Here is an 839-nt window from a genome sequence, read left to right as displayed (position 1 = left end):
TTTTCTTTGATTATATCAAAAATCTGGACGGGGTGTTCATAATTTATTCATTCATGCGTTTGTCGTGTTTGATATATACTATAGTCGTGCAACTGATTTCCTTATTCATTCTTATGAGAGACTTCATAAGAAAGGGATTATGGATGATAGGATATTAAGAAAAATAAACACATTTGTTAATGACATATTTTATTATGCGGATTGTGGAGCTGCTTATGCTAATCAAATTGTTGTTAAACCAGATGGTATGGTAGGAATTTGTCAGGGAGAATGTTCTACACATAATCATGAGATAGGAAATATCATATCAGATAATTTTTCTTCTATTTGCAATAGTAAAGATAGACTAAAATGGAAAAAAGATTTACCAATATACAATGATTACTGTTTAAATTGTGAGGCAATATCTATTTGCGGAGGAGGATGCATTCTGCAAGCAAAGGAAATTGGAAAAACTGAAAGTAATAATAAGGTTGATTCTGCTTTTTGTATTCATACAAAGAAGCTATTATTCTGGTTACTTCAGAAGTTATTTGATGTATCATAGCTTAAAATTTATGGAAGGAGGAGATGTATAATGAAAAAAGGTATAATCAGTAAACTAAAAAGCTTAGTTCCTAAAAAGAATATTGCTTTTTCATGGTGCTCATGTAACAATCCTAGTCATTCTATACATAGTCAAGCACTTAAAAAAAGCAATAAAGATTTGGTAAAAGCTTAAAAAACGTGTAATATTTAACAGGGCTAGAGTTACACACAATAATGGATAACCTAGCCTTTGTTATATTTAGTGTCTGCTGATTAAACTAAAACACTTAATTTTACTGACTTTTACCTCG

Annotated in this window: 2 protein-coding genes; both read left to right on the top strand. The window is 30.0% G+C overall.

Going from position 1 to position 839, the window contains the following annotated elements; genetic code table 11:
- Positions 1–139: 139 nt before the first annotated feature.
- A complete protein-coding gene (locus tag ASU35_RS06655) occupies positions 140–547 on the top strand; it encodes an SPASM domain-containing protein (protein WP_058352268.1) in 408 nt (135 codons plus the stop codon).
- Positions 548–577: 30 nt separating this feature from the next.
- A complete protein-coding gene (locus ASU35_RS19170) occupies positions 578–721 on the top strand; it encodes a hypothetical protein (protein ID WP_156059366.1) in 144 nt (47 codons plus the stop codon).
- Positions 722–839 lie beyond the last annotated feature (118 nt).

The sequence above is a fragment of the Acetivibrio ethanolgignens genome, from assembly GCF_001461035.1.
Lineage (GTDB): Bacteria > Bacillota > Clostridia > Lachnospirales > Lachnospiraceae > Velocimicrobium > Velocimicrobium ethanolgignens.
Note: the sequence above shows the minus strand (reverse complement) of the source record. Positions and strands in the feature narration are given on the sequence as shown.

Bases quoted from the DNA above. Each gene is read 5' to 3' on its own strand.
- ASU35_RS19170 (WP_156059366.1), top strand. From the start codon at position 578: ATGAAAAAAGGTATAATCAGTAAACTAAAAAGCTTAGTTCCTAAAAAG.
- ASU35_RS06655 (WP_058352268.1), top strand. From the start codon at position 140: ATGGATGATAGGATATTAAGAAAAATAAACACATTTGTTAATGACATA.